This window comes from Streptomyces sp. NPDC057307, from assembly GCF_042667665.1.
GTDB lineage: Bacteria > Actinomycetota > Actinomycetes > Streptomycetales > Streptomycetaceae > Streptomyces.
This window is the reverse complement of record NZ_JBHUZM010000011.1, coordinates 77,621-100,840: the sequence shown is the minus strand read 5'-3', so window position 1 is coordinate 100,840 and position 23,220 is coordinate 77,621. Positions and strand designations below refer to the sequence as shown.

The window sequence follows — 23,220 nt, the reverse complement described above, 5'->3', positions numbered from 1 at the left end:
GGAGCGTCAGAGGAACCGGGAAACAGCGATGCGCACGGCACCCGCGAAGGCAGCCGCGGACGCCACCGCCTTGGCCAGAGACCTGGCGCGAGCCGTCCGCGGCGACGTGGACTTCCGCGCCGCCGCCCGCGCCCTGGTCACCATGGACGCCTCCAACTACCGCCGCGTTCCCGTCGGCGTCGTCGCCCCGCGCGACGCTGCCGACATCGCGGCGGCCCTCGACGTCTGCCGTACGCACGGCGTGCCCGTCGTCCCGCGCGGCGGCGGCACCTCGATCGCCGGGAACGCGATCGGCGTCGGCGTCGTCCTCGATCTCACCCGGCATCTTCGCTCGATCGTGTCGGTCGACCCCGAGGCGCGTACCGCCGTGGTACAGCCCGGCGTCGTCCTCGACCGGCTGCGCGACACCGTCGCACCGCACGGCCTGACCTTCGGGCCCGACCCCTCCACGCACAGCCGCTGCACACTCGGCGGCATGATCGGCAACAACTCGTGCGGGTCGCACTCGGTCGCGTGGGGGACGACCGCCGACAACGTCCACGAGCTGTCGGTCACGACGTACGACGGCACGTCCGTACGGCTCGCCCAGGGCTGGGACGGCGCCCCCGCCGGCCTGCGGCCCCTCGTCGAGGGCAACCTCGCGCTCCTGCGCACCGGTTACCCCACCGGCCTGCCGCGTCTCATCTCCGGCTACGCGATCGACGCGCTGCTCCCCGAGAACGGCACCGACCTCGCCCGCGCGTTCTGCGGCAGCGAGGGCACGCTCGGCGTCGTCACGGAAGCCGTCGTACGGCTGGTCGACTCGCCGCCCGCGCGGGCGCTCGCGGTCCTCGGCTACCCCGACGAGAGCGCGGCGGCCGAGGCGGCCGCCGGGCTGCTGCCGTACCACCCGCTCACCGTCGAGGGCATGGCCGACGACCTCGTCCCCGGACCGCACGACCTGCCGCGCGGCGGCGCCTGGCTCTTCGTGGAGACCGGCGGCGCCACCGCCGCCGAGGCCCGCGCGCACGCCGAGCGGATCGTGCGCGCCGCCGACGCCCTGGACGGCACGGTCGTGGCCGACCCGGCCGGGATCCGGGCGTTGTGGCGGGTACGGGAGGACGCGTCGGGCACCGCCACCCGCAACGCCGACGGCGGCGAGGCGTGGCCGGGCTGGGAGGACTGCGCCGTACCGCCGGCCCAACTCGGCGCGTATCTGCGGGACTTCCGCGCGCTGCTCGCCGAGCACGGGCTGCGCGGCACGCCGTACGGGCACTTCGGCGACGGCTGCATCCATGTCCGCATCGACTTCGACCTGTTGAGCACCGAAGGCGTACGGCGCTTCCGCCGGTTCTCCGAGGACGTCGCCGGGCTCGTCGTCGCCCACGGCGGCTCGCTCTCCGGCGAGCACGGCGACGGGCTGGCGCGCTCGGAGCTGCTGCCGAAGATGTACGGGGACGAACTGACCGCTCTCTTCGGGCGGTTCAAGGACGTGTGGGACCCGGCGGGCGGGATGAACCCCGGCTCGATCGCCCGGCCGGCCCGGCTGGACGAGAACCTGCGCTTCGAGGTCCTGCCGCGTGAACGGGTCGACGTCGCCTTCGCCTACCCGCACGACGGCGAGGTGGACGGTGTCGTGGGCGGGGACTTCTCGGCGGCCGTACGGCGCTGCGTCGGCGTCGCCAAGTGCCGTGTGGAGGGGCCCAGTTCGGGCGCCGGGGTGATGTGCCCCTCGTTCCGCGCGACGGGCGACGAACAGCACTCCACGCGCGGGCGCGCCCGGCTGCTGCACGAGATGCTCGCCGGAGAGGTCGTGACGGACGGCTGGCGCTCGACGGAGGTCAAGGACGCGCTCGACCTCTGCCTGTCCTGCAAGGGCTGCCGCAGCGACTGCCCGGTGGGCGTCGACATGGCCACGTACAAGGCCGAGTTCCTGCACCACCACTACGAGGGCCGGCGGCGGCCCGCCGCGCACTACGCGATGGGCCGGCTGCCGCGCTGGCTCCGGGCCGCCGCTCCCTTCGCGGGCGCGCTGAACACGGCGGTACGGCTGCCGGGAGCCGCCGCGCTGGCCAAGCGGCTGGGCGGGATCGCCCCGGAGCGCTCGATCCCGCGCCTGGCGCCGCAGACGTTCACCCGGTGGCTGCGGCGGCAGCGGCGCGAGCGCCCGAGCGATCCGGCGGTGGTGCTGTGGCCGGACACCTTTACGGAGCACCTGTCGCCGTCCGTGGGGAAGGCGGCCGTACGAGTCCTGGACGCGGCCGGCGTCCCGCACACGCTGCCGCCGGGCGGGGTGTGCTGCGGCCTCACGTACGTCTCCACCGGCCAGCTCGACCAGGCCCGCGCCGTCATGCGCCGCACCCTGGATCGGATGGAACCGCTGCTCGACCGGGCCCTGCCGGTGGTCGTCCTGGAACCGAGCTGCGCCGCCGCGCTCAAGACCGACCTGCCGGAACTCCTCGCGGACGACCCCCGCGCGGCCCGACTCGCCGCGTCCGTGCGGACGTTCGCCCAGACCCTGGAGGAGTGCGCCCCCAACTGGCAGCCGCCCGAGGTCAACCGCCCGGTCGCGGGCCAGACCCACTGCCACCAGCACGCGGTCCTCGGCGACGCGGCGGAGCGCCGGCTGCGCGAACGGGCGGGCCTGACAGGCGAGTTGAGCGGCGGCTGCTGCGGCCTGGCGGGCAACTTCGGCTTCGAGAAGGGTCACTACGACGTCTCGGTGGCGTGCGCGGAGGACCAACTGCTCCCGGCGGTCCGGGCGGCGGCGGAGGGTACGGAACTCCTGGCGGATGGCTACTCGTGCCGTACCCAACTCGACCAACTGGCGGCGGGCGGCGCGCGGCACCTGGCGGAGGTCCTGGCGGAGGCGCTGGAGCCGCCGGGGCGCCGCCTACCGTAGGGAGCGGACGCGGTGAACGGTGCGTTTCGGAGTGCAGTATGTTAGATCCCGCAGTCCATTGTGCTGCCCTAAATGATCTCGACCCCAATTGATCCGGAGGAGGTTCCCGTGGACGAGCCGCGTACCGCAGCCGTCGGTGTCGCCGTCTCCGTACCCGAGGCCGCGGGGGCAGCCGCCGGGGCCCCGGCGGAGAACGGGCGGCGGGCGCTCGGGCCCGTCGCGCTCGTCCTCGGGGGCGTTGTCTCCGTGCAGTTCGGTGCCGCCATCGCCGTACTGCTGATGCCGCGCGCCGGCGCCGTCGGTGTGGTGACACTGCGGCTCGTGCTCGCCGCCGTCGTGCTGCTCGTGGTCTGCCGGCCCAAGGTCCGTGGCCACTCGCGCGCCGACTGGGGCACCGTGCTCGTCTTCGGCGCCGTCCTGGCGACGATGAACCTCCTCTTCTACCAGGCCGCCGATCGCATCCCGCTGGGCGCCGCTGTGACCCTGGAGGTCCTCGGCCCCCTCACCCTCTCCGTGATCGCCTCCCGCAGGCTCGGCAATCTCCTGTGGGCCGGGCTCGCGCTCGCCGGTGTGGTGCTGCTCAGCGGGGGCGGGTTCGACCGGCTCGATCCGGTGGGCGCGGCGTTCGCCGTCGGGGCCGGTGCGATGTGGGCCACGTACATCGTCTTCAGCGCCCGGACCGGGCAGCGCTTCCCGCAGGCCGACGGGCTCGCGCTCGCCATGGCCTTCGGTGCCGTACTGACCCTGCCGCTGGGCATCATGGAGGCGGGCTCGAAGCTGATCGTGCCGTCCACGGTCGGGCTGGCCCTCGCGGTCGCGCTGCTGTCGTCGGTCCTGCCGTACACCCTGGAACTGCTCGCCCTGCGGCGGCTGCCCGCGCCGACGTTCGCGATCCTGATGAGCATCGAACCGGCCGTCGCCGCCATGGCCGGCTTCTTCCTCCTGAGCCAGGGGCTCTCCTTCACCGACGCGCTGGCGATCGCGCTGGTCATCGCGGCGAGCATGGGCGCGGTCCGGACGCAGGCGGGCAGGAGGCGCAAGGAGGAGCGGCGCCTCGCGGAGCTGAAGGACCGGGACAGGGACCTGAGCAAGGACCTGAGCAAGGGCCTCAAGGAGTAAAGCAAGCACGCTTGCTTGTTTCTACGGGCGCTGCCATGCTCCGGGACACGTACGACGCCGTGTCCCGAGAGCCCGATCGGAGCGCATTCCGTGTCCGACCCTGCCGCGCCCCTCCTCGACGATCTGCGCAGCGAGAGCGAGGAAGTCGACCGGCTCGTAGCCGAGTTGGACGACAGGAGCTGGGCGCTCCCGACCCCGGCGTCCGGCTGGACCGTCGCCCACCAGATCGCCCATCTCGCCTGGACCGACAGCGCGTCCCTCCTCGCCGTGACCGACGAGGCCGCCTTCGCCGACGAGGCCGCGAAGGCGCTCGCCGCTCCGGACTCCTTCGTGGACGAGGGCGCCGAGGCCGGCGCCGTACTGCCGCCCCGCCAACTCCTCGCCCACTGGCGCGAGGGCCGCGAACAGCTTCAACGGGCGCTGCGCTCCGTACCCGCCGGTGCGCGTTTCCCCTGGTACGGGCCGCCGATGAGCGCGCCGTCGATGGCGACCGCGCGGCTGATGGAGACCTGGGCGCACGGTCAGGACATCGCGGACGCCCTCGGTGTACGGCGCGAGCCCACCGCGCGGCTGCGGCATGTGGCGTGGATCGGCGTACGGGCCCGTGACTACGCCTACTTCGTCCGTGGCGAGCAGCCGCCCGCCGCGCCCTTCCGGGTCGAACTCACCTCTCCGGACGGGGAGTTGTGGACGTACGGCCCCGAGGACGCCGGCCAGCGCGTCACCGGCCCCGCCCTCGACTTCTGTCTGCTCGTCACGCAGCGCGCGCACCGCGCCGACCTCGCCGTACGGGCCGAGGGCGCGGACGCCGACCGGTGGCTGGACATCGCGCAGGCTTTCGCGGGCCCCGCCGGTCCCGGCCGCCCGGCGAAGGGGACCGGACGGTGAGCGCCCGCCCGCGTACCTCCGAAGTCCTGCGGATCGGCAACGCCTCCGGCTTCTACGGCGACCGCTTCGACGCGCTGCGCGAGATGCTCACCGGCGGCCCCCTCGACGTCGTCACCGGCGACTACCTCGCCGAGCTGACCATGCTCATCCTCGGCCGCGACCGGCTGAAGAACCCCGGGTCCGGCTATGCCAAGACGTTCCTGCGGCAGTTGGAGGAAGGGCTCGGACTCGCGCACGAGCACGGCGTGAAGATCGTCGCCAACGCGGGCGGACTGAACCCGGCCGCGCTCGCCACCGCCGTACGCGAACTCGCCGAACGCGTCGGCGTCCCCGTGCGCGTGGCACACGTCGAGGGCGACGACCTGCTGACGGCCGGCACCGGCACCGGCGCCGGCCGCGCCTGGGGCGAGGGCGTGCTCACCGCCAACGCCTATCTCGGCGGCGCCGGTATCGCGGAGTGCCTGCGGGCGGGCGCCGATGTGGTGGTGACCGGCCGTGTCACGGACGCGGCCCTGGTCACCGGACCCGCCGCCGCCCACTTCGGGTGGGACGCCACTCACCTGGACGAACTCGCCGGAGCCGTCGTCGCCGGGCACGTCCTGGAGTGCGGCACCCAGGCCACGGGCGGCAACTACGCCTTCTTCACCGACCACGACGCGCACGCCGACCACGACGCCCAAGCCGACCGCGCCACACGCACCTTCCGCCGCCCCGGCTTCCCGCTCGCCGAACTCCACGCCGACGGCTCCGCCGTCATCACCAAGCACCCCGGCACCGGCGGCATCGTCGACATCGGCACCGTCACCGCGCAGTTGCTGTACGAGACCGGAGGCGCCCGGTACGCGGGGCCCGACGTGACGGCCAGGCTCGACACCGTACGGCTCACCCAGGACGGCCCCGACCGGGTCAGGCTCGCAGGCGTACGCGGCGAGGCGCCGCCCCCCACGCTCAAGGTCGGGCTGAACCGGCTCGGCGGCTGGCGCAACGAGATCGTGTTCGTCCTCACCGGCCTCGACATCGACGCGAAGGCGCGGCTGGTGCGCGAGCAGGTCGCGGACGCGTTCGCGCGCGCCGACCGGGCCCCGAAGCACGTCCGTTGGGAGCTGGCCCGCACCGATCGCGCGGACGCGGACACCGAGGAGACGGCAAGTGCCCTGCTGCGGCTGGTCGTTCGCGACAGCGACCCCGACGCCGTCGGCCGCGCGGTCAGCGGCGCCGCCGTCGAACTGGCGCTGGGCAGTTACCCCGGTTTCCATGTCACCGCGCCGCCCGGCAAGGGCGCGCCCTACGGCGTCTTCGAGGCGGCCTACGTGGCCGCGGCCGACGTACCGCACACGGCCGTGCTGCCCGACGGCGCACAGGTCCGGGTGCCAACCCCCGTACACACGAAGCCACTTGAGCCCGTCCCCGAGCCCAAACTCCCCGCCCCGCTGCCCGCCGGGCCGACCCGCCGCGCCCCCCTCGGTCTGGTCACGGGCGCCCGCAGCGGCGACAAGGGCGGGGACGCCAACGTCGGCGTCTGGGTGCGCACGGACGACGCCTGGCGCTGGCTCGCGCACGAGCTGACCGTCGACCGGTTCCGCCAACTCCTCCCGGAGACTGCCGACTTGACGGTCACCCGACATGTCCTGCCGAACCTCAGGGCGCTCAACTTCACCGTCCAGGGCCTCCTCGGCGAGGGCGTCGCCGCCCAGGCCCGCTTCGACCCGCAGGCCAAGGCGCTCGGCGAGTGGCTGCGCTCCCGCCACGCCGACATCCCGGAGGTACTCCTGTGACCGTGTTCCACTCGGCGCTGGACGTCACGTCCCCCGAATACGCCGCGCACCGCGCCGAGATGCTCACCAAGCTCGCCGACCTCGGCACGGAGCACGCCAAGGCGCTGGCCGGTGGCGGCGAGAAGTACGTGGCCCGGCACCGTAAACGCGGAAAGCTTCTCGCCCGCGAACGGGTCGAGCTGCTGCTCGACCCCGACACCCCGTTCCTCGAACTCTCCCCGCTCGCCGCCTGGGGCAGTGACTATCCCGTCGGCGCGTCCATGGTCACCGGCATCGGCGTCGTGGAGGGTGTCGAATGCGTCATCACCGCCAACGACCCGACCGTGCGCGGCGGCGCCTCCAACCCCTGGACGCTGAAGAAGGCGCTGCGCGCCAACCAGATCGCGTACGAGAACCGGCTCCCGCTCATCAGCCTCGTCGAGTCCGGCGGCGCCGATCTCCCCTCCCAGAAGGAGATCTTCATCCCCGGCGGCGCGCTGTTCCGCGATCTGACGCGGCTCTCCGCCGCCGGGATTCCCACCGTGGCGGTCGTCTTCGGCAACTCGACGGCGGGCGGCGCGTACGTCCCCGGCATGTCCGACCACACCGTGATGATCAAGGAACGGTCGAAGGTCTTCCTCGGCGGACCGCCGCTCGTGAAGATGGCGACGGGCGAGGAGAGCGACGACGAATCGCTCGGCGGCGCCGAGATGCACGCCCGCCACTCGGGGCTCGCCGACCACTTCGCGGTGGACGAGCCGGACGCGATCCGCCAGGCGCGGCGGATCGTCGCCCGCCTCAACCACCGCAAGGCGCGGCCCGATCCGGGCCTCGCCGAGCCGCCGAAGTACGACGAGGACGAGCTGCTGGGCATCGTCCCCGGCGATCTGAAGATCCCCTTCGACCCGCGCGAGGTGGTGGCGCGGATCGTGGACGGGTCGGACTTCGACGAGTTCAAGCCGCTGTACGGGCCGAGCCTGGTGACGGGCTGGGCGCGGCTGCACGGCTATCCGGTGGGGGTGCTGGCCAACGCGCAGGGCGTGCTGTTCAGCGCCGAGTCGCAGAAGGCCGCGCAGTTCATCCAGCTCGCCAACCAGCGCGACATCCCGCTGATCTTCCTGCACAACACCACCGGCTACATGGTCGGCAAGGAGTACGAGCAGGGCGGCATCATCAAGCACGGCGCGATGATGATCAACGCGGTCGCCAACTCGACGGTGCCGCATCTGTCGGTCCTGATGGGCGCGTCGTACGGCGCCGGGCACTACGGCATGTGCGGCCGGGCCTACGACCCGCGCTTCCTCTTCGCCTGGCCGAGCGCCAAGTCCGCGGTGATGGGGCCGCAGCAACTGGCCGGTGTGCTCTCGATCGTGGCGCGCGCGTCGGCGGCGGCGAAGGGGCTGCCGTACGACGAGGACGGCGACGCGGCGCTGCGCGCGATGGTGGAGGCGCAGATCGAGTCGGAGTCCCTGCCGGCGTTCCTGTCCGGGCGGCTCTACGACGACGGGGTCATCGACCCGCGTGACACCCGCACGGTGCTCGGCCTGTGCCTGTCGGCGGTCCACACGGCGCCGGTCGAGGGCGTACGGGCGGGCTTCGGCGTCTTCCGAATGTGAGGCTTACGTTGATCACCACTCTTCTTGTCGCGAATCGGGGCGAGATCGCGTGCCGGGTCTTCCGCACCTGCCGGGAGCGGGGCATCGGCACGGTCGCGGTCTTCTCGGACGCGGACGCCGACGCGCTGCACGTACGGGAGGCGGACACGGCGGTACGGCTGCCGGGGTCGGCGCCCGCCGACACGTATCTGCGCGGCGACCTGATCGTGAAGGCGGCCCTCGCGGCGGGCGCTGACGCGGTGCATCCCGGCTACGGATTCCTGTCGGAGAACGCGGAGTTCGCACGGGCGGTGCTGGACGCCGGGCTGGTGTGGGTGGGGCCGCCGCCGGAGGCGATCGAGGCGATGGCGTCCAAGACGCGGGCGAAGGAGCTGATGGCGTCGGCGGGCGTCCCGCTGCTGGCCGCTCTCGATGTCGCGTCGGTGACGGAGGCGGACCTGCCGCTGCTCCTGAAGGCGGCGGCGGGCGGTGGCGGCCGGGGTATGCGGGTGGTCCGTGAACTGGGCCATTTCGCGGACGAGTTGGCGGCGGCGTCGGCCGAGGCCCGGTCGGCGTTCGGCGACGGCGAGGTCTTCGCGGAGCCGTACGTGGAGCGGGGCCGGCACGTCGAGGTCCAGATCCTCGCCGACGCGCACGGCACGGTGTGGGCGCTGGGCACGCGCGACTGCTCCTTGCAGCGACGCCACCAGAAGGTGATCGAGGAGTCCCCGGCGCCCGGTCTGCCGGCGGAGCTGCACGCGACGCTGACGGACGCGGCGGTCGCGGCGGCGCGCGCGGTGGAGTACCGGGGCGCGGGCACGGTCGAGTTCCTGATCTCGCCGGCGGGCCGCGCGTACTTCCTGGAGATGAACACCCGCCTCCAGGTCGAACACCCGGTGACGGAGGAGGTGTTCGGCCTCGACCTGGTGGCGCTCCAACTCGCCCTGTCGGAAGGCGCGAAGCTGTCCCCGGAGCCGCCCGCCGCCCACGGCCACGCGGTGGAGGCCCGCCTGTACGCGGAGGACCCGGCCCAGGGGTGGGCGCCGCAGCCAGGGCGGGTGCACGCGCTGACGGTGCGGGGACCCGCCCTCGCCGTACGAGGGGAGCAGCCCCGTCTCCGCGTCGACGCCGGGTACGGGCCCGGTGACCGGGTGGGGGTGCACTACGACTCCATGCTCGCCAAGGTCGTCGCCTGGGCGCCCACCCGCGCCGAGGCCGTGCGGGTGCTGGCCGACGCGCTGCGGCGGGCCAGGGTCCACGGGCCGGTCACCAACCGCGAACTGCTCGTACGGTCCCTGCGTCACCCGGAGTTCACCGGCGGGCAGGCCGACACGGGGTTCTACGACCGGCACCTGACGACGCTCACCGGGCCGGAGCCGGGCGGCGACGACAACGCGCGCCGCGCCGCCCTCGCCGCCGCGCTCGCCGACGCCGTCCGGCGCGGGCACCGCGTCGGCGGGTGGCGGAACCTCGCGTCGCAGCCGCAGACCAAGACGTACGGCGGGTACGAGGTGCGCTACCACCGCACCCGCGACGGGTTCCACGTCGAGGACGACGCGGTGCGCGCCGTCGCCGTCGCGCCCGACCGCGTCAGCCTCGAAGTCGACGGAGTGCTGCGGCACTTCGACGTGGCGGAGTACGAGGAGTGCGAGGAGTACGGGGAGTACGGGGGCGGCCACGTCTACGTGGACGGCCCCACCGCCTCGTACCGCCTCCGCGTCCACCCCCGCTTCACCGACCCCCGCACCGCCACCGCGCCCGGTTCGCTGCTCGCGCCCATGCCCGGCACCGTCGTACGGATCGCCGACGGGATCGGCGAGGGCAGCGCCGTCACCGCCGGGCAGCCGCTCATCTGGCTGGAGGCCATGAAGATGGAGCACCGCATCGTCTCTCCCGCCTCCGGCACGCTCACCGCGCTCCACGCCGCCCCCGGCAGCCAGGTCGAGGTCGGCGCGCTCCTCGCCGTAGTCACCGACACCGCGCAGACCGGCGCGCAGACCGGCGCGCAGCCCGACACCGCGCAGCCAGGCACCCCACAGCCCGACACCTCACAGGGGGACTCATGAGCATCGTCGAAACGCAGGAACACCAGGACCTCCGCGCCGCCGTCGCCGCCCTCGGCCGCCGTCACGGGCGCGCCTTCGACCGCGAGACGCTGTGGAGCGAGGCGGGCAAGCTCGGCTATCTCGGCGTCAACCTGCCCGAGGAGTACGGCGGCGGAGGCAGCGGCCTCGCCGAACTCTCCATCGTCCTGGAAGAGTTGGGTGCCGCCGGCTGCCCCCTGCTTCTCATGGTCGTGTCGCCCGCCATCTGCGGCACCGTCATCGCCCGCTTCGGCACCGAGGCACAGAAGCGCGCATGGCTCCCCGGCCTCGCCGACGGCTCCCGCACGATGGCCTTCGGCATCACCGAGCCCGACGCCGGATCCAACTCGCACCGCATCACCACCACCGCCCGCAGAGCCGCCGAGAGCGACGGCGGCGGCTGGATACTCAACGGCCGCAAGGTCTTCGTCTCCGGCGTCGACATCACCGACGCCACCCTCGTCGTGGGCCGCACCGAGGACGCCAGGACCGGCTCACTCAAGCCCTGCCTCTTCATCGTCCCGCGCGACGCGCAGGGCTTCCACCGCTCCCAGATCGACATGGAACTCCAGGCGGTGGAGAAGCAGTTCGAGCTGGTGCTGGACGATGTACGGCTTCCCGCCGACGCCCTCGTCGGCGACGAGGACGCCGGGCTGCTCCAGCTCTTCGCCGGACTCAATCCCGAACGCGTCATGACCGCCGCCTTCGCCCTCGGCATGGGCCGGTACGCGCTCGACAAGGCCGTCGACTACGCCAAGACCCGCCAGGTCTGGCAGCAGCCGATCGGCGCGCACCAGGCCATCGCGCACCCGCTCGCCCAGGCGCACATCGAGATCGAACTCGCCCGGCTGATGATGCGCAAGGCCGCGCACCTGTACGACGCGGGCGACGACGCGGGCGCGGGCGAGGCGGCGAACATGGCCAAGTACGCGGCGGGGGAGGCGTGCGTACGCGCCGTCGACCAAGCGGTGCACACGCTCGGCGGCAACGGGCTCACCCGCGAGTACGGCCTGGCGTCCCTGATCACGGCGTCACGCGTGGCCCGTATCGCGCCCGTCAGCCGCGAAATGATCCTGAACTACGTATCCCACCAGTCCCTGGGTCTCCCCAAATCGTACTGAGGCACGCCATTCTGTGCGTCCACGCGTTCTCGCGTTCGTACGTCCACGCGTCGAAGGGGCTCTCGTCATGGTGATCTTTCACAGCGAGTACGCGAACATCGAAGCGGTCGACCGACCCATCCACGAGGCGGTCCTCGGCCGCGCGGCCGAGTTCGGCGACACCGTCGCCCTCGTGGACGGTACGGACGCCGGCACCACCGTCACCTACGCCCAACTGGACGTCTTCCACCGCCGTATCGCCGCTGCTCTCACCGAGGCCGGTCTGCGCAAGGGCGACGTACTGGCCCTGCACAGCCCCAACACCGTCGCGTATCCGGTCGCGTTCTACGGCGCCACCCGCGCGGGCGCCTCCGTCACCACCGTCCATCCGCTGTCCACCGCCGAGGAGTTCGCGAAGCAGCTCCGTGACTCCTCGGCCCGCTGGATCGTCACCGTGTCGCCGCTGCTCGAAGTCGCCCGCAGATCGGCCGAGTTGGTGGGCGGCATCGAGGAGATCTTCGTCTGCGACCGGGCGCCGGGCCACCGCTCGGTCCTCGACATGATCGCCACGGAGCCGACCGCGACCCCCGGCACCGAGACCGATGTCGAGATCGACCCCGCCGAGGACATCGCGGCGCTGCCCTACTCCTCCGGCACCACCGGCACCCCCAAGGGCGTCATGCTGACGCACCGCTCCATCGCCACCAATCTCGCGCAGCTCGACCCCGTCATCCCGATGCGCCCCGGCGACCGCATCCTCGCCGTGCTTCCCTTCTTTCACATCTACGGCCTCACTGCCCTGATGAACGCACCGCTGCGCACCGGCGCCACCGTCGTCGTACTGCCGCGCTTCGACCTCGACCAGTTCCTCGGCGCGATCGAGAGGCACCGCATCAACGGCCTGTACGTCGCCCCGCCGATCGTCCTCGCCCTCGCCAAGCACCCGGCCGTCGCCCGCTACGACCTGTCCTCGCTCGACTACATCGTCTGCTCCGCCGCACCCCTCGACTCCCGCCTCGCCGAAGCCTGTTCGGCCCGCCTGGGCCTGCCGCCCGTCCGCCAGGCGTACGGCATGACCGAGCTGTCACCGGGCACGCACGTGGTCCCGCTGGACGCCGACAACCCGCCCGCCGGGGCGGTGGGGAAGCTCCTGCCCAGCACCGAGATGCGCATCGTCTCGCTCGACGACCCCGGCACGGACGCCCCCGCGGGCGCCGCCGGTGAAGTCCTCATCCGCGGCCCGCAGGTCATGAAGGGCTACCTCGGCCAGCCCGAGGAGACGGCCCACATGATCGACACCGACGGCTGGGTGCACACCGGTGACATCGGCCGTGTCGACGCCGACGGCTGGCTGTTCGTGGTCGACCGGGTGAAGGAGCTGATCAAGTACAAGGGCTTCCAGGTCGCCCCCGCCGACCTCGAAGCACTGCTGCTGACGCACGAGTCGATAGCCGACGCGGCGGTGATCGGCGTGTACGACGAGGACGGGAACGAGATCCCGAAGGCGTACGTCGTCCGCCAGCCCACGGCGCCCGGACTGACCGAGGCGGACGTCATGGCCTACGTCGCCGAACACGTCGCGCCGCACAAGAAGGTCCGCCAGGTCGAGTTCATCGGGGGCGTCCCCCGTGCGGCGTCCGGGAAGATTCTCAGACGTGAACTGCGCGACCGCGAAAGGGAGTCGGAGCCGGAGACGACATGACGCCGCCGCCCGGCCCCGCTCACCTCCCCGGCACGTCGCCGAGGGCGGTACGGCTGCGCGTGTTGGCGTCCGCGACGCGGGCGCTGAGCAGTTCGGCCGGGGTCAGTGGCCGGACGCGGGCCGGGTCTGCGTCCCACTCGCGGCCGCCGCCGAGCGGGCGGAGCTGGTAGTACGGGCCCTGCCGGGCCATGACGACGCCGACCCGGTCGCGCGCCGGGTCGTGGACGGTGTCCCCGACGCGGATCCCGACGGGTGACGCGGGCGGTACGGCGGGCGCGGGCGGTAGGGCCGATGCGGGCGCGGGAGTCTCCCTCACCGGCCGCGTACCGTCTGTCACCGCCCCGCCCCGTCCACGATCACCGCGGCCAGCGCCAGCGCCACCGGCGCGGAGCAGACGCCGAGATGGACGAGGGCGTAGCGGGTGGCGCGTCCGGCGTCGCTGTCGTCGGTGACGGGCCACGGGGTGCGGACATCCATCGCGGGCAACTGGATACCGGCGCTGGTCAGCGCCGCCGCCAGCGCGTCGCGCGCCTCGACGGCCTCCTGGATCTTGTCGGGGGCGATGCGCTGCGGGGTACGGCGGGGGAGCGGCGGCTTGGGAGTCGCGGACGTCATGGGGGGTCTCCTTCGGCTCGTTGGCACGTGATGTCGCCGGCCCGGCCGAACGGTCTGAACTACCGTGCGTGACGGGCACACTACGAGAATGCGCCCGTGGAGGAGCGCCCGGCACCGAGGACGAGGGTGGTTCCCTGGCGCGCGACGCACGTTCCACATCTGCCACGCAACCGGACGGAAAACGTGTTGGCCGGGCGTGGATGAGCTGCGACGATCCCCCTGATTCCTGGGGAGGGACGTGTCCGTCTTCGAGTTCGAGTGCGCCGGGTGCGGCGCCGCGCTGACCGCACCGCTGTCCCAGGTCGCCCTGCCGGTCCACGCCCATCAGACCTACGGGAATGGTGCGCAGCTCCCGGTGCTCATGGAGCCGGGCACCTTCGCCGTCGACCCGGAGCCCTGGGGGCCGCCGTGGCGGATGTGGGAGGACGTCGATCCGGACGAGGCGGCGGCCCGTGGAATTTACGCGCCGGTCCGGGCACTGTCCGACGGCGTGACCGGCGCGATCGCCATCGCGCCCGGAGACACCCGGGGCACCCTGCTGATCCCGGAGGACGGAAGCGCCGCCTGCTGCGGCCTCGGCGGGGGCAGCGGGCCCAACATGCTCTGCGAGGCATGCGGCCTGCCCGTGGCGACCCGCGTCGACGACTGCTCGCAATGGCAGGTGGTGTGGCTCGCCCCGAACGCGGTACGCCCCTGCCCGGTCGAAGGCACCGACACCGCACCCCACTCCTGGGCCGAGTTGCTGGCGGCGGGCAGGCGCACGCCCCCGTTCGAGTCGATCCCCCGCTGGGGAGGCCGGTCGGGGACGTACCACTTCTGGTCATGGAGCCCGCGATGGGAGGCGGCGGCCGGCCACGCGCTCGCGCACCTGCTGGTGGCCTCACGAGGCGAGCCCGTGACCGTCCCGCACGGCGGCCTGATCGAGGAGGTGTTCCAACCCGCCCTCGACGCCCTGCTCCCCACGGGCGCGACACCGCGCCGCGCGGTACTGGCCGGACCTGGACTGCCCGTTCCCGCCCCGCACGCCGACATCCTCCTGGTGCCGACCCACCCGGGGACGGCGGAGTTCTGGACCCCGGGCGGCGGCCTGGCCACCTCCGCGTACTCGGTCCCGTTGCCCTTCGGGGTGTGGCTGTGGCTGGCCTTCCCCCGACCGCACCTGCCGATCCCCGCGTCCGGCGTCATGCCGGCCGAAATCCTCCGCGACGACCCGCCCCTGCCGCGTGCCCGGCACCGGTTCCGAGTCGATGAGTATGTCTTCCGGGACACCCTGGTCCGGCTCCCGGCCGTCCGGGAGGAGCCATGGCTACGGGAGATCGCAACCCGGCGGTGGTGAGGATCCGATACATCCGTGCGACTGCCGCGCGCAGGGCGGGAGTTGGTGCGACGGCGAGTGCTGCCGCGACCTGGTCAGCCTTGGTCAGTCCCGGTCCGAGATGTCCTCGCGAAGACCGTCGGAGAACTCCCACCACGACAGAGCGAGCCAGTCCCCGTTGACGAAGGCGTCGACAGCCGAGCCGCGGCCCTGGACGGTCACGGTCGTTCCGGGCGGGTAGACGGTGCCGGACAGTCCCGGTGCGGAGACAAGCAAAGTTCCCAGTCGCTGAGCAGACATGTTTCGCCGACCTCTCCATTTCATGGTACGGCGCCGGGTGTATTCACCGGAGAGTACCGACTTGCCTCATCGGGCAGGGCGGAGAACCATGAGATATGGGTCACGCGGGGAAATCACACACGCATAGCCGAACGAAAGGTGGCAGCCATGAAGGCCGTCGTATACAAGGGACCTTTCGACGTCGCTGTCGAAGATGTTGAAAAGCCCAGCATCCAGCATCCGAACGATGTGATCGTGCGGATCACCACCACCGCGATCTGCGGCTCGGACCTGCACATGTACGAGGGCCGTACGGCTGCCGAGCCCGGCATCGTCTTCGGCCACGAGAACATGGGAATCATCGACGAAATCGGCCAGGGCGTCACCGGCCTCAAGAAGGGCGACCGTGTGGTCATGCCCTTCAACGTCGCCTGCGGGTTCTGCACCAACTGCGTCGACGGATTCACCGCATTCTGTACGACCGTCAATCCCGGTTTCGCGGGCGGTGCTTACGGCTACGTCGCCATGGGCCCCTGGAAGGGCGGCCAGGCCGAATATCTGCGCGTCCCCTACGCCGACTTCAACTGCCTGAAGCTGCCGCCGGGGCAGGAGCACGAGCGTGATTTCATATTGCTCGCCGACATCTTCCCCACCGGCTATCACGGCTGCGAACTCGCCGACGTCCGCCCCGGCGAGAGCGTCGCGGTGTACGGTGCCGGGCCGGTCGGCCTGATGGCCGCCTACTCGGCCCTGCTGCGCGGCGCGAGGAAGGTCTTCGTCGTGGACCGGGTCGCCGAGCGGCTCCAGAAGGCCGAGGAGATAGGCGCGATCCCGATCAACTTCGGTGAGGGCGACCCGGTCGAGCAGATCAAGGAACAGACCGAGGGCATCGGCACGGACAAGGGCATCGACGCCGTCGGATACCAGGCGAAGACGCAGAGCGCGGGCCACGAGGAGCCGGCGAGCGTCCTGAACTCCCTCGTCGGAACGGTCCGCGCCACCGGAGCACTCGGCATCCCGGGCCTCTATGTCCCGGCCGACCCCGGCGGCCCGGACGAGCAGGCCAAGCAGGGCATGCTGCTCGTCGCCATCGGCAAGCTCTTCGAGAAGGGCCTGCGGATGGGCACGGGCCAGTGCAACGTCAAGAGCTACAACCGCTTCCTGCGGGACATGATCATCGACGGCAGGGCGACGCCGAGCTTCGTGGTCTCCCACGAACTGCCCCTGGACCAGGCGGCGTCGGCGTACGACAAGTTCGACAAGCGGATCGAGGGCTACACGAAGGTGATGCTGCACCCGTAGGCCACGGCGGGATGGGGTTGCACCTTCCGTAACGGCATGTGGTCCCGTGGACGTACGTCCCGGTCCCGTGAGGAAAGGTCCCCGCTCGTGCATTCGTCCTTCGTGCCACCCCGCCAGGTCAAGATCGGTGACGCGGCGGCCTTCGCCGGCAGCACGCCGCGGGCGATTCGCCACTACCACGAGATCGGGCTGCTCCCCGAGCCCGAGCGGGGCGGCGACGGCCGCCGCCGCTACGGGTACGAGGACATGATCCGCCTGCTCTGGATCCGCAAGATGGCCGACGCCGGGATCGCCCTGGACGACATCCGTGACGCCTTCACCACCGCCACGGCCGCCGCCGGTGCGGAGAGCGGAGACGGTATCGCGGGCATCCTGGAGCGGCTGGAGGAAACCCTCGCCGAGCAGGAGGCGGAAGCACGGCGGCAGCGGACCGCCGTGCAGCGCATGCGCACCGAGGGCAGCCGGATGGGACTGCTCTCCGACTTCATCACCGACCGCCTCAAGAACCTGCCCGAGGGCTCCCTGCGCCAGGCGGACCTGGACACTCTGCTGGTCACCGAGCGGATCTTCGGCCCGCTCGGCGCGGCGGTCCAGGCCACCCGCTTCATCGTCCTGGCCACGCATCCCACCCTGCGGGAGGACTCCGACCGCATCGATGAGGCCGAGGAAGCACTCGATGACGGCGTCGCCGTCGATGATCCGCGGGTGGCTCAGGTGGCCGCCGAGCGGCACGCCTTCGAAAGCGCCCTGCACGCCGTCATCGAGGAGTCCGGCCTGGAGAAGGACGACGAGGCCCTCTTCGACGTCTGGGACACTTTGCACCCCGCCACCGACGATGACGGCGAGGACGAGGCCGACTCCATGAGCGTGCTCGAAGCCATCGGCAAGATGCCCTACGACTTCTCCCCGGCGCGCCTGCGCTGCATGGAGCTGGCCGAAGAACTCCCCGCCCAGGACTCACCCAGTACCTGAAATACGGCGTGATCGGCTGAAGCCTCGATCTGTGGCAGCTCGTCCGGCTGGTTGTTGCCCGTTTCCCCGACGTGGAGACGCGTCGTGAATTACCGTGCGTGACAGACCTGTTACGAACGCGCGGAGGGCAGCACCATGCCGACGAGACGAGTGGTCACCGGTCGTAGCAGGGAGCCCCGCGCGCGGTTCGCCCAGGAACTGCGCTCACTGCGCGCCGCACGCGGCGACAGCCTGCGACAACTCGGCGAACGGCTGGGCTGGGACTGGTCGTTGTTCGGCAAGATGGAGAAGGGCGAGACGCTGGGCGGCCCGGAGGTCGTCCAGGCACTCGACACGTATTACGGGACGCCGGGGTTGTTGCTGGCGCTGTGGGAGCTGGCGGTGAGTGACAAGTCGCAGTTCAAGGAGCAGTACCGGCGGTACATGTCTTTGGAGGCTGAGGCGACGAGTCTGTGGCACTTTGCGGTGAGCGTGCTGCCGGGGTTGTTGCAGACGGAGGCGTACGCACGCGAGGTGCTGGGAGCGAGCGGACTCAAGGGGGAAGCGCTTGAGCAGCAGGTTGAGGCGCGGATGGGGCGACGGGAGTTGCTGGAGGGGGACCACGCGCCGCCGTTCCGATCGATCCTCTCGGAGGCGGTGTTGCGGACAGCCTTGCGGGACGTGGGTAGGTGGCGGACGCAATTGGAGTACTTGAGCGAGCTGGCCGAGCGGGGGAACGTGACGCTTCACGTGCTTCCGTTCAGCGCGGGGCTCTATGGCCTGGACAGTACGGCTCTCATGTTCCTGAGACTTCCCGACGGCCATACGGTCGGGTACACCGAGAACGCGTACAGGGGCGAACTCATCGAGGAGAACCAGCCGGTGGATCGGTTGCAACGTGCCTACGATGAGGTGCGCGACTTGGCTCTGTCCCCTACGAAGTCGCGAAAGTTCGTCCTACGCATGTTGGAGGAAGTGCCGTGCGATCCCTTGATCTGACCGCCGTAACCTGGCGTAAGAGCAGTTACAGCAACTCGGACGGTGGCGAGTGCGTCGAGGTCTCCGACGACTTCGCCGCCGTCATCCCCGTGCGTGACAGCAAGACCCCACACGGCCCGGTGCTGGCGTTCGACGCGTCCGGCTGGGCTTCGTTCGTCTCGGCCGTGAAGGCTGGGGCCTTGGGCGCCTGACGCCCAGTTGGAGGTTGCACCGTTGCGATCCCTCGACCTGAGCGCTGTGACTTGGCGCAAGAGCAGCTACAGCAATCAGGATGGCGGCGAGTGCGTCGAAGTCTCTGACGACTTCGCCAGCGCGGCCCAGTGGCGTAAGAGCAGTTACAGCAACCAGGACGGTGGCGCGTGCGTCGAGGTTTCTGACGACTTCGCGCCCGTCGTCCCCGTACGCGACAGCAAGACCCCGCACGGCCCGGTCCTCGCGTTCGACGCGTCCGGCTGGGCATCCTTCATCTCGGCCGTAAAACATGGCGCGTTGGGCGCCTGACGCGTCAGATGTACGAGGCGGCGGCCCCGCCGATCCGTGCCCGGTTCATCGGGGTGGGGAAGGCGCGGTCGCGGTCTCGGTGTAGCGGCGGGCCAGGCGGGCGAAGGCGGCTTTGAGTTCTGCGGGGCCGACGACCTCGATGTCGGCGTCGAACCTGCCGAGGGCGGCGGCCAGGGCGGGCCATGACCACGAGCCCAGGACGAGTCGGCAGCGGTGCGGCCCGAACTCCTCCACGACTCCGTCGTGGACGTACGGCGCCACCTCGGAGGCGGGCAGGTCGAGGATCACCTCACCGCGGCAGGGCCAGTCGCCGGTGCCGTCCGACCCCTGGAACCTGCCGGCGACGAAGGCGGCCACGTCGCCGCCGGGCAGTTCGCGCGGGGAGAAGCGCGGGCCGGTGGGGGTGCGCGGGGTGATCCGGTCGGCGCGGAAGGTGCGCCAGTCCTCGCGGTCGAGGTCCCAGGCGACGAGGTACCAGCGTCCGCCCCAGGTGACGAGGTGGTGGGGTTCCGCCCGGCGGGGTGGAGGCGGCGTGTCGGTGCTGTCGTCGCGGGCGCCCGCCGCCGAGGAGTAGTCGAAGCGCAGCGTCTCGCGGGCGTGGACGGCGGCGCTGAGTGCCATGAGCACCGTGCTGTCGACCTGCGGGGCCGGACGGGTCGTGGGCCGTTCGACGGCGGTGACATGGAAGGTGTCGATCCGGTGGCGCAGCCGGGCGGGCATGACCTGCCGGACGGTGTTCAGCGCGCGGGCGGCGGCTTCCTCGATGCCCGCGCCGGTCGTGGTGGCGATCTGGAGTGCGATGGCCAGGGCGACGGCCTGCTCGTCGTCGAACAGCAACGGGGGCAGTTGGGTGCCGGCGCCGAGCCGGTAGCCGCCGTCCGGGCCCTTGCTGGTCACGATGGGGTAGCCCAGCTCGCGCAGGCGGTCGACGTCGCGGCGCACGGTGCGCGGGCTGATGTCCAGCCGCTCGGCCAACTGCGCCCCTGGCCAGTCCCGGCGGGTCTGGAGCAGGGAGAGCAGCGACAGGAGCCGCGCGGAAGTCTTCTGCATATCTCCATGGTGCACCGAGAAGCGGCCACAACCTGACCGCTTCTGTTGCGACTGTGGTCATCGAACCGGGCCGGACCGGGACACGTGACTAGCCAGATCCGACCGTGATCACCAGAGGCGAGGAGCCACCATGACCGTCAACGCAGTGACCCACCTGAACTTCCGGGGCGACGCCCACGCGGCGCTGACCTTCTACCAGTCCGTCTTTTCCGGGCACCTGGCCGTCGTCACGTACAAGGACGCCGGGAACGTGCAGGATCCGGCGGAGGCGGACCAGGTGATGTGGGGCCAGGTCGCCGCCGAGAACGGGTTCAAGGTGATGGCGTACGACGTTCCGTCGAGCCAGCCGTGGGACCAGGGCGAGAACGCGTTCTTCCTCTCGCTGCGCGGCGAGACGGCCGAGGAGGTCACCGGGTACTGGGAGAAGCTCACCGAGGGCGCGACAGTCCTGCAGCCGCTGAGCCCCGCCCAGTGGGCGCCCCTCTACGGCATGCTCAAGGACCGCTTCGGCGTGACCTGGGTCGTGGACGTCGCTGTCGAGTACAACGCGGGCTGACCACCCCGCCGCGGGCGGCGGCGGTCACCCGCCGCCGCCCGGTTTCAGCACGCCTGAGTGCGACTCGGTCGAAGACATCGAAAACAGCGAGAACAGCGAGAACGAGGACACCCTCATGAAGACGCGCGCGCTGGGGCGGACCGGAATCCAGGTCAGCCCCTACTGCCTGGGCACCATGATGTTCGGCCCGACGGGCAACCCCGACCACGGTGAATGCGTGAGGATGGTCCACCGTGCCCTGGACGCGGGGATCAACTTCATCGACACCGCCGACGTGTACGGGCCCGGCGGCGAGTCCGAGGAGATCGTGGGCAAGGCCATCAAGGGGCGGCGCGACGATGTCGTGCTGGCCACCAAGGTCAACGGCGCGATGGGCGAGGACCCCAACCGCCGGGGCAGCTCGCGGCGTTGGATCGTCACGGAGGTCGAGCACTCGCTGCGCCGCCTGGGCACCGACCACATCGACCTCTACCAGGTCCACCACCCCGACCCGGCGACGGACATCGAGGAGACCCTCTCCGCCCTCACCGACCTCGTCCGCAGCGGCAAGATCCGTTCCATCGGCTGTTCCAACCTGCCGCCCTCGCAGATCGTCGAGGCGCACTGGGCGGCGGAGCGGCGCGGGCTGGAGCGGTTCCGTACCGAGCAGCCGCCGTACTCGATCCTCAACCGTGGCATCGAGCGCGAGGTGCTGCCGGTCTGCGAGCGCTACGGCATGGGCACCCTGGTCTGGAGCCCGCTGGCCATGGGCCTGCTCACCGGCCGCCACCGTAAAGGACGGCCGTCCGACGCACACGCCGCACGCATGCACTGGGTGCCCCGGCACATGACCGACGAGCGCAAACTGGACGCCGTCGAGCAACTCCTCCCGCTCGCCGAGCAGGCCGGTCTGTCGCTGACCCACATGGCGCTGGCGTTCGCCATCACCCACCCCGGTGTCACCGCGGCCGTCATCGGCCCCCGCACCATGGCCCACCTCGACGACCTGCTCGCGGGCGCCACGACCGTACTCGACGACGATCTCCTCGACCGGATCGACGCGATCGTCCCGCCGGGCGCGGATGTCGGCCCGCTCGATGTCGCGTACGTGCCGCCGGCCCTCACCGAGCCCGCTCTGCGGCGGCGTCAGGCGGGGGAGCGGGCGGCGGCGGGCGAATAACCGTCCCGCTCCGGTGAAGCCGGTTCGCGGATGCCGTCGGCCCCCTCCACCCACACCGTCCGGGCCCCTGCCGCATGCACCGTGAGGCCGTACTGGTCGACCCCCGGGCGGCCGAGGCTCTCCCACCGGGAGTGGGCCGCCGTGATCTCGTCCCAGAGCCGCCGGGGACCGGCCTGGGTGACGGTGAACCGGTCGGCGTGCTGTCCGTCGTAGTCGACCGTGGCCCAGGACGGCCCGGTGCCGTCGGCCACATCGAGCCGTGCGGGAGCGTGCTCGCCGCTCGCGTCCCAGGCGAAACAGGCTCCGGGAACGGTGAGGCCGACGTGGAACTCCGCGTTCAGATCCCCTCCGGCGACGGCCCACGGCGACAGGGCCGAGGACGTCACCTGCCGGGGTTCGGGCGGGCCGCCGCCGTCGGCGGGCGCGGCAGCCGACGGGACAAGCTCCCGCATCGGCATGAACGAGGCGAAGGCGTGGAACCGGCCTTCGCCGCCGCCGTCCGGTGTCGTCGTCAGCACCAGCGTGCCGTATCCGCACCAGGCGGAGTTCCACGGGGTGACGATGCGGCCGCCTGGTTCTGTCTGTTCCAGCCAGGCCGACGGGATCCGATCGACCGAGAACGTGGCGATGATCCGCTCGTACGGAGCCCCGGCGGACCAGCCGGCCCCGGCGTCGCCGCGTACCACCTTCGGGGCGTGGCCGACAGCCTTCAGATTCCGCTCCGCCTCCGCCGCGAGTGTGGGGTCCAACTCGACGGTGGTGACGGCCTGATCGCCGCAGAGGTGACACAGCAGGGCCGCGTTGAACCCGGTGCCCGCGCCCAGTTCGAGAACGCGACGCCCTGCGGACTCCCGGTCCAGGTCCGCCAGAGCGAGCATGCGGAGCACCATGGAAGGCATGGACGCGGACGACGTAGGCAGTCCGTCCGTGAACTGGGTGACCAACGGCGCGTCGCTATAGGTCGCGCTCAGCCACTCGTCCGGGGCCGTGCCTCGATCGCACGGTCGGTGACCGCCATTCCCGTCGCGCAGCCAGATGAGAGCCGGGAGGAAGAGATGCCTCGGGACCGCGCGGATCGCGCGGTCGAAGGCGGACGGCAGGGGGCCGATGAATTGGGCTACCTCGGCAAGGAGTTGCTCGGTGAGGTCAGCCGTCGACCGTGCTGGTGTGTCCACTTCACCTACTTCTTCGGGGGAGGTGGCGGCGGTGTTGGCTGCGCCGGTGGGATGGGTCGGCCGGGCTGGTTGCCGTCGTCGGTAATGGGGCTACGGTGTTTGGCTGTTGTTACCGCTTCCATGCTCGCCTCCAGAATGAATTGGTTCGCTTTCCCACCGTAGGGAATCGTGCCCGGTTCGTGCAGGGCGCATTGG

The 23,220-nt window shown here is 71.6% G+C and carries 21 protein-coding genes; 16 read left to right on the top strand and 5 right to left on the bottom strand.

The annotated features are described in order from the left end of the window. Positions 1–28 precede the first annotated feature (28 nt). The 8 genes from ACFUN8_RS07285 to ACFUN8_RS07250 all read left to right on the top strand — a co-directional run bounded on the left by ACFUN8_RS07285 (position 29) and on the right by ACFUN8_RS07250 (position 13,123). Positions 29–2,881: an FAD-binding and (Fe-S)-binding domain-containing protein gene (locus ACFUN8_RS07285; RefSeq protein WP_383632775.1), complete on the top strand. Its 2,853-nt coding sequence runs from the start codon at positions 29–31 to the stop codon at positions 2,879–2,881. A gap of 72 nt (positions 2,882–2,953) precedes the next feature. Beyond that, positions 2,954–4,000, top strand: coding sequence for a DMT family transporter (locus ACFUN8_RS07280; RefSeq protein WP_383632772.1), 1,047 nt, complete (start codon positions 2,954–2,956; stop codon positions 3,998–4,000). 90 nt (positions 4,001–4,090) lie between these two features. Continuing rightward, entirely contained in the window at positions 4,091–4,888 is a 798-nt protein-coding gene (locus ACFUN8_RS07275; protein WP_383632769.1) for a TIGR03084 family metal-binding protein, read from the top strand. Continuing rightward, on the top strand, positions 4,885–6,663 hold the full coding sequence (locus ACFUN8_RS07270) for an acyclic terpene utilization AtuA family protein (RefSeq protein WP_383632766.1): 1,779 nt from the start codon (positions 4,885–4,887) through the stop codon (positions 6,661–6,663). Before ACFUN8_RS07275 ends, ACFUN8_RS07270 begins: the two co-directional genes overlap by 4 nt. Further along, positions 6,660–8,258 carry an acyl-CoA carboxylase subunit beta gene (locus ACFUN8_RS07265; RefSeq protein ID WP_383632763.1) on the top strand — a complete coding sequence of 533 codons (1,599 nt, stop codon included), beginning with the start codon at positions 6,660–6,662 and terminating at the stop codon, positions 8,256–8,258. The genes ACFUN8_RS07270 and ACFUN8_RS07265 overlap by 4 nt, the downstream gene beginning before the upstream one ends. 8 nt (positions 8,259–8,266) lie before the next feature. Beyond that, positions 8,267–10,303, top strand: coding sequence for an acetyl/propionyl/methylcrotonyl-CoA carboxylase subunit alpha (locus ACFUN8_RS07260; protein ID WP_383632760.1), 2,037 nt, complete (start codon positions 8,267–8,269; stop codon positions 10,301–10,303). Continuing rightward, positions 10,300–11,442 carry an acyl-CoA dehydrogenase family protein gene (locus ACFUN8_RS07255; protein WP_383632757.1) on the top strand — a complete coding sequence of 381 codons (1,143 nt, stop codon included), beginning with the start codon at positions 10,300–10,302 and terminating at the stop codon, positions 11,440–11,442. Before ACFUN8_RS07260 ends, ACFUN8_RS07255 begins: the two co-directional genes overlap by 4 nt. A gap of 70 nt (positions 11,443–11,512) precedes the next feature. Further along, the gene (locus ACFUN8_RS07250) at positions 11,513–13,123 is read left to right on the top strand and encodes a 4-coumarate--CoA ligase family protein (protein ID WP_383632823.1); all 1,611 of its coding nucleotides are present in this window, start codon (positions 11,513–11,515) and stop codon (positions 13,121–13,123) included. 19 nt (positions 13,124–13,142) lie between these two features. Here ACFUN8_RS07250 and ACFUN8_RS07245 read toward each other — a convergent pair whose 3' ends face one another. Both ACFUN8_RS07245 and ACFUN8_RS07240 read right to left on the bottom strand, forming a co-directional pair. Next, positions 13,143–13,439: a hypothetical protein gene (locus ACFUN8_RS07245; protein WP_383632754.1), complete on the bottom strand. Its 297-nt coding sequence runs from the start codon at positions 13,437–13,439 to the stop codon at positions 13,143–13,145. A gap of 17 nt (positions 13,440–13,456) precedes the next feature. Further along, positions 13,457–13,738 (bottom strand): hypothetical protein, encoded by a 282-nt coding sequence (locus ACFUN8_RS07240; RefSeq protein ID WP_382562474.1) that lies wholly within the window; start codon positions 13,736–13,738, stop codon positions 13,457–13,459. A gap of 238 nt (positions 13,739–13,976) precedes the next feature. On the opposite strand from ACFUN8_RS07240, the gene ACFUN8_RS07235 reads away from it, so the two are divergent. Further along, positions 13,977–15,074 carry a hypothetical protein gene (locus ACFUN8_RS07235; protein WP_383632751.1) on the top strand — a complete coding sequence of 366 codons (1,098 nt, stop codon included), beginning with the start codon at positions 13,977–13,979 and terminating at the stop codon, positions 15,072–15,074. 84 nt (positions 15,075–15,158) lie between these two features. Here the strand turns inward: ACFUN8_RS07235 and ACFUN8_RS07230 are convergent, their stop codons facing one another. After that, positions 15,159–15,353 (bottom strand): hypothetical protein, encoded by a 195-nt coding sequence (locus tag ACFUN8_RS07230; RefSeq protein WP_383632748.1) that lies wholly within the window; start codon positions 15,351–15,353, stop codon positions 15,159–15,161. A gap of 147 nt (positions 15,354–15,500) precedes the next feature. On the opposite strand from ACFUN8_RS07230, the gene ACFUN8_RS07225 reads away from it, so the two are divergent. The 5 genes from ACFUN8_RS07225 (at position 15,501) to ACFUN8_RS07205 (ending at position 19,085) form a co-directional block, all read left to right on the top strand. Beyond that, complete coding sequence (locus ACFUN8_RS07225; RefSeq protein ID WP_383632745.1) at positions 15,501–16,634, top strand: glutathione-independent formaldehyde dehydrogenase; 1,134 nt, start codon at positions 15,501–15,503, stop codon at positions 16,632–16,634. Positions 16,635–16,721: 87 nt separating this feature from the next. Beyond that, positions 16,722–17,606 (top strand): MerR family transcriptional regulator, encoded by an 885-nt coding sequence (locus ACFUN8_RS07220; RefSeq protein WP_383632742.1) that lies wholly within the window; start codon positions 16,722–16,724, stop codon positions 17,604–17,606. 135 nt (positions 17,607–17,741) lie between these two features. Beyond that, positions 17,742–18,584 (top strand): helix-turn-helix domain-containing protein, encoded by an 843-nt coding sequence (locus ACFUN8_RS07215; protein ID WP_383632739.1) that lies wholly within the window; start codon positions 17,742–17,744, stop codon positions 18,582–18,584. Then, entirely contained in the window at positions 18,566–18,775 is a 210-nt protein-coding gene (locus ACFUN8_RS07210; RefSeq protein ID WP_383632736.1) for a DUF397 domain-containing protein, read from the top strand. Before ACFUN8_RS07215 ends, ACFUN8_RS07210 begins: the two co-directional genes overlap by 19 nt. A 22-nt stretch (positions 18,776–18,797) precedes the next feature. Beyond that, a complete protein-coding gene (locus ACFUN8_RS07205) occupies positions 18,798–19,085 on the top strand; it encodes a DUF397 domain-containing protein (RefSeq protein ID WP_383632733.1) in 288 nt (95 codons plus the stop codon). Between the two features lie 45 nt (positions 19,086–19,130). Here the strand turns inward: ACFUN8_RS07205 and ACFUN8_RS07200 are convergent, their stop codons facing one another. Then, positions 19,131–20,135, bottom strand: a complete 1,005-nt coding sequence (locus ACFUN8_RS07200; RefSeq protein ID WP_383632731.1) for a helix-turn-helix transcriptional regulator — start codon at positions 20,133–20,135, stop codon at positions 19,131–19,133. A gap of 130 nt (positions 20,136–20,265) precedes the next feature. Between ACFUN8_RS07200 and ACFUN8_RS07195 the strand changes: the two genes are divergently transcribed. Both ACFUN8_RS07195 and ACFUN8_RS07190 read left to right on the top strand, forming a co-directional pair. Further along, positions 20,266–20,691 carry a VOC family protein gene (locus ACFUN8_RS07195; protein WP_383632728.1) on the top strand — a complete coding sequence of 142 codons (426 nt, stop codon included), beginning with the start codon at positions 20,266–20,268 and terminating at the stop codon, positions 20,689–20,691. 115 nt (positions 20,692–20,806) lie between these two features. Then, positions 20,807–21,850, top strand: coding sequence for an aldo/keto reductase (locus tag ACFUN8_RS07190; protein ID WP_383632725.1), 1,044 nt, complete (start codon positions 20,807–20,809; stop codon positions 21,848–21,850). Here ACFUN8_RS07190 and ACFUN8_RS07185 read toward each other — a convergent pair. Further along, the gene (locus ACFUN8_RS07185; protein ID WP_383632722.1) at positions 21,817–23,025 is read right to left on the bottom strand and encodes a methyltransferase domain-containing protein; all 1,209 of its coding nucleotides are present in this window, start codon (positions 23,023–23,025) and stop codon (positions 21,817–21,819) included. The genes ACFUN8_RS07190 and ACFUN8_RS07185 overlap by 34 nt on opposite strands. Positions 23,026–23,220: the final 195 nt, after the last annotated feature.